This window comes from Nocardioides sp., from assembly GCF_031422975.1.
Classification (GTDB): Bacteria; Actinomycetota; Actinomycetes; order Propionibacteriales; family Nocardioidaceae; genus Nocardioides.
Map to the genome: position 1 here is coordinate 1 of NZ_JANPEO010000475.1, position 5004 is coordinate 5004.

Sequence of the window (5004 nt, forward strand, 5' to 3'; positions counted from 1 at the left end):
GCCAGCGCGCGGGCGGCCACCCGCCGGGCGTCCGCGGCGAGCGCAGCGTCAGCCGCCGCAGCCGCGTTGGTGTCGGCACGGTGGGCCTGGCGCACGGCGAGCGTTCCGGCGATCAGGGCGGCGATCAGCAGCACGGCTGCGCCGGCAAGCACCCCACGCAGCCGAAGGATCACGCGTCCCTGAGCGCGGGACCGAGCCGCTGCCGCTCGCTGTTCGGACTGCTCACTCCGCTCAGTGGCCTCGAGAAAGGCGACCTCGGTGTCGGTCAGGGTGGTACCCCGGATGCCCTTCCACTGCAGCGCCTGGGTCGCTCGACTGCCTCGGTAGAGCTCGCTGTCGGGGCGACCCATCGAGTCCCACGCGTCCGCCGCAACGCTGAGGTGGTGCAGGATCCGTTGTCCCTCGATGTCGTCGTCAAGCCAGGCGCGCAGACGCGGCCACGCGTGCGCCAGGGCCTCGTGCGCGATCTCGATGACGCCGGCGTCACTGGTCACGAGTCGAGACGCGACCAAGAGATCGATCAAGCGCGCTTGGTCCGGGTCAGTCGAGAGGAGCCGCCTCGGGACTCGACTACGCACCGCTGCCCCCTCTGAGCCTGCCGTCACCAGCCGAAGGACAAGGTCGCGCAGTAGCAGTCGCTGACCGGGGTCGATACCCGAATAGACGCGCTCAGCGGACTGCGCCACCGCACCGCGGATACCGCCCGTAGCGGCGTAGCCTGCCACGGTCAGGACGTTGCCCTCCCGTCGGTTCCACGTCTCCATCAGGGCGTGCGAGAGTAGCGGCAACGCCCCCGGCGCTCCCTCCACCTCTCCGACGAGCAGGTCGACGAGCCCGGCTTCGATCAGCAGACCGCTCTGCCGCGCAGGTGCTTCGACCGCGTCCCGTAGGCCGGACTCGCTCATCGCTCCCAGAAGGTGCAGACCACGCTCGAGCAGTCGCGCGAACCCGGGATGGGCCGCGACCTCGGCCAACCGGTCTGCGCGCATGGCCAGCACGAGAGGCCGGTGCTCGGCCCACTCTATGAGTGCGGCGAAGAACGCCTCCCGCTCAGTTTCGTCGTCACATAGTGAGAAGGCCTCCTCCGTCTGGTCGACCAGGAGCACCGATCGAGTGTGGTGGTTCGGCGCGGGTGGAAGTGACTGCATCGGGTGCTCGCCCGGGGTGATCACGACGACCGGCCGGGCATCGCGACGTAGGGCCGCAGCGACCCCGGCGCGCACCAGCGACGACTTGCCGCAACCTGACGGGCCCACCACGGCCAGTACGCTGCAAGTGTTCAACACCTTCAGACACGTCTGGACGTCGTCGTCGCGGCCGAAGAAGGACTCAGAGTCGTCGACGTCATAGGGCCGTAGGCCGCGGTAGGGACAGCGGCCACTGGTCGGCAGTAGTCCCTCGGCTACCAGCGAAGGGTCGTGCCGAAGCATGGCCTCTTCGAGCGCCTCGAGTTCGGGGCCGGGATCCAACCCCATGTGGTTCGCCAGCAGCAACTTGATCCGATGAAGGGTGCGGAGTGCCTCGGTTTGTCGCCCCGCCTGGTACTGCGCCAATGCCAACAAGTTCCAGCGGCGCTCCCTCATCGGCGCCGCCCTCACCATGCCCTCGGCCTCAGCGAGTACCGCCAGGTGGCGCCCAGTGCGGAGGCAGGCTTCCACCCGCAGCTCCTCGGCCTCCAGCCGCAGCTCCTCAAGCCTGCTGGCCTCGACGATGGCTTGATCCCAAGACTCGATCTCCTCGAAGGCGCGGCCCCGCCACAGGTCCAGTGCTTGCGCCAGTAGGTAGGCGGCGCGCTCGGGCTCACCCAACTCGAGGAGTTCACGGCTACGAGTCATCATCCGCTCAAAGCGTCGAGAGTCGATCTCCTCGGCGGGCAGCACCAGGCGGTAGCCCTGCGCGGTCGTCTCGATCGCCTCGGAGCCCAATGCCTTGCGTAGCCGCACCATGCAGCCCTGCAGCGCCTTGTGGGACGAGGCCGGCGGAACATCCCCCCAGACCGCGTCAGACAGCCGATCCCCGCTGACCGCTTCCCCGAGAAACATGGCGAGCGCCGTCAGCACGGCACGGTCGCGCCGACCGAAGGCAGCCGTGCCGTTGCAGTTCAGCGGCCCCAACACCCCGATGCTCACCTCATCGACTGTCGTCTCCTCCTCCGAGCCCGTCAACAGAGGAGTTACTCCAGAGATACCGGGACGGGTTACCGCCAAGACACCGGCGGGGAACCGTGTCATGCGACAACGGGGTAAGACGCGACAAACCTCCTTCCCAACGCAAAGGGAGCTTCCGATGAAGCGATCAGCCCTCTACTTGCCCGTCCGACGAGCGCTCCGTCACACGCTCGGCAAGGCTGGGCGGCCCATGTCCCGTCAGATCGTCACGGGCGTAGCCACCTGCTTGACCGTCGCGGGCGGATTGCTCATAGCCGTTTCCCTACCGGCGGCGGTGGGCGCCGCAGAAGCACCACACGAAGGAGCCGGCTCCGGCTGGTCGACGATCAGCGCCGGCGGCCTCTACACCTGCGGTGTTCGACCCGATCACACCCTGTGGTGCTGGGGAGACAACAGCGTCGGGCAGCTCGGACTCGGAGACGCTAAGACGCGAACCAGCCCCATCCAGGTCGGCGTCGCCAGCGACTGGGTCGGCCTGGCCACCGGCTTCGACCACACCTGTGCCATCCGCACCGACCACAGCCTCTGGTGCTGGGGATCGGACCGCGGCGGGCAGCTCGGCCTCGGTCCGACTGGCAAGCGGAAGGCCCCGACCCAGGTCGGTGCCGGCACCGACTGGACGGGCGTCGCCGCCGGCTACACACACACGTGCGGTATTCGCAGCGACCACACCCTATGGTGCTGGGGAGGAGGCAGTTTCGCGGGGCAACTAGGCCTCGGTGACCTTACGGACCGGAGCAGCCCCACCCAGGTCGGCACTCGCACCGACTGGGCCATGGTGAAAGCCGGCGATTCCCACACCTGTGCCACCCGCACCGACCACACCCTGTGGTGTTGGGGATACAACGGTCAAGGGCAGCTCGGGCTCGGTGACTTCACGGACCGGAGCAGCCCCACCCAGGTCGGCTCCCGCACAGACTGGGCAGACCTCAGTGCCGGGGACGGATACCACACCTGCGCCACCCGCACCGACCACACCCTGTGGTGTTGGGGACACAACGGCGTGGGCCAGCTCGGGCTCGGCGACACCACCAATCGGACGACGCCCTCGCAGGTCGGCACCGCCAGCGACTGGTACGGCCTCAGCGCGGGTCACAAGCAGACCTGCGCAACCCGTCCGGACCACTCCCTGTGGTGCTGGGGGCTCAACAACAGTGGCCAGCTCGGAGTCGGCGATACGACTGACCGGACCGTCCCCACCCAGGTCGGCCTCGGCGTCGGCTGGGCAGCGGTCAGTGCCGGCGGCTCCCTCCACACCTGCGCCATCCGCAGCGACCACACCCTGTGGTGCTGGGGATACAACGCCCAAGGGCAGCTCGGGCTCGGTGACCGAGATAACCGCACCGTGCCTGCGCGGGTCTAGCCGGGCGACCAAGGCGACCGGCGTCCGCGTCGCCTCTGAACCTGCGTCACTTCGCCGCTTTTGCGTCATGGGTCTGTGTTGCTGGGCAGGTTCGGTAAACAGCCTTAGGCTCTTCGTTGGGACGAGTGAGGGGACAACATGCCCGCGCAATGGCGATTGCTGACCGAGTATCTCCTGTCTGCCGACGAGCAGGCCAGCCTGACCTGGCAGGAGCTTGACACCATCGTCGGTGGACTACCGCGCTCTGCGGTCGATCACTATCCCCAGTGGTCGCATGGCGACCGACCGAACACGCGTGCCTGGCGCGCCGCCGGCTACGAAGCGACAAACATCGAGCCCGACATCGGGGTGACGTTCGTGCGGTCCGGCTCCGAGCGAGCCGCCTCGATGGCAATCACTCGGCCGCGCCACTCCGTGTCGAGCGCTTCGGTGACTGTCACCCTTGCGCCGGCGGCCGTCCTGGACGGTCTCGACCCGAGCCGTTGCCTCTTCATCATTCCCTGCTCGGCATCAAAGAGGAAAGGAGGTCGAACGGATGCGCCAGTGACGGCCGGGGCGAGTCTCGCCGAGGCACGCCAGACGGTGCTTGCGGATCCTGACTCGCGCGCCGACGAATCCCTGGTCATGCCAGCGTGGCAGCGGTACGACGGCCATTTGTACCGCGCCGCCGCTCCGGTGCTGTCAGAACTGGTTACGGCCAAGCGGCTGCTCATTCTCAGCGGCGGTTACGGGCTGTTGGAAGGACGCGATGTGATCGGCCACTACAACCGCATCATGAGGACCAGAGACTGGCCGCGCGACCTGCTGGAGCGGTTGCTGGCAGACCGTGCCGCCGAATCGGGACTCGACATTGTGGCGGTGGCCAGTCACACCACCGACTACGTCAAAGTGCTCCGCCGGACCCCGTGGAATCTTGCTCTGGGACGCACCGCGCACCTCGTGACGCTGCGAGGCACACGTGGGGCGTCTGCGGTATCGCGCTCTCTGGGCATGGCGCTTCGGACCTTCGTCGAAGGGCGCGGCGAATATCCGCCGGGAACGGTCGTAGAAAGGCTCGACGCGTGATCAGCCGGACCGAGGCGACGGACCAGTTCTACGTCCACCTCGAAGAACTCGCCACGCGAATCGGCGGGCCCAAGCAGCTGACAGATCCTCGTTTGTCGCGGCGCTGCCCGAGCGCGGGCCTGTACTTCTTCTTCGAAACCGGCGAAGTGCGTCCGAACGATCGGCCCCGTGTCGTTCGAGTTGGAACGCACGCCCTAACGGCATCTAGCAAGACGACGCTTTGGGGGCGCCTTCGACAGCACCGGGGAACACTGATGGGTCTAACCCAGGCGGTGGGAACCACCGTGGCTCGATTTTCCGGGGACACGTGGGCTAAGCACTCCTGAACCGAAGCAATGAATCGCCCTGGGTTGGTTGGAGTCTCCATCGTTTGGAAACGAGGATGGACTCATGCCGAAGGACACCACC

The 5004-nt window shown here is 67.4% G+C and carries 3 protein-coding genes; 2 read left to right on the forward strand and 1 reads right to left on the reverse strand.

Translation table 11 applies throughout. From position 1 onward, the window contains the following. The coding region (locus RMO85_RS14215) for a BTAD domain-containing putative transcriptional regulator (RefSeq protein ID WP_310529380.1) at nucleotides 1–2060 on the reverse strand (2060 nt) is incomplete at its 3' end. 298 nt (nucleotides 2061–2358) lie between these two features. On the opposite strand from RMO85_RS14215, the gene RMO85_RS14220 reads away from it, so the two are divergent. Next, nucleotides 2359–3531: a hypothetical protein gene (locus RMO85_RS14220; RefSeq protein ID WP_310529381.1), complete on the forward strand. Its 1173-nt coding sequence runs from the start codon at nucleotides 2359–2361 to the stop codon at nucleotides 3529–3531. Nucleotides 3532–3669: 138 nt separating this feature from the next. Next, complete coding sequence (locus RMO85_RS14225; RefSeq protein ID WP_310529382.1) at nucleotides 3670–4596, forward strand: hypothetical protein; 927 nt, start codon at nucleotides 3670–3672, stop codon at nucleotides 4594–4596. The last annotated feature ends 408 nt before the right edge of the window (nucleotides 4597–5004 follow it).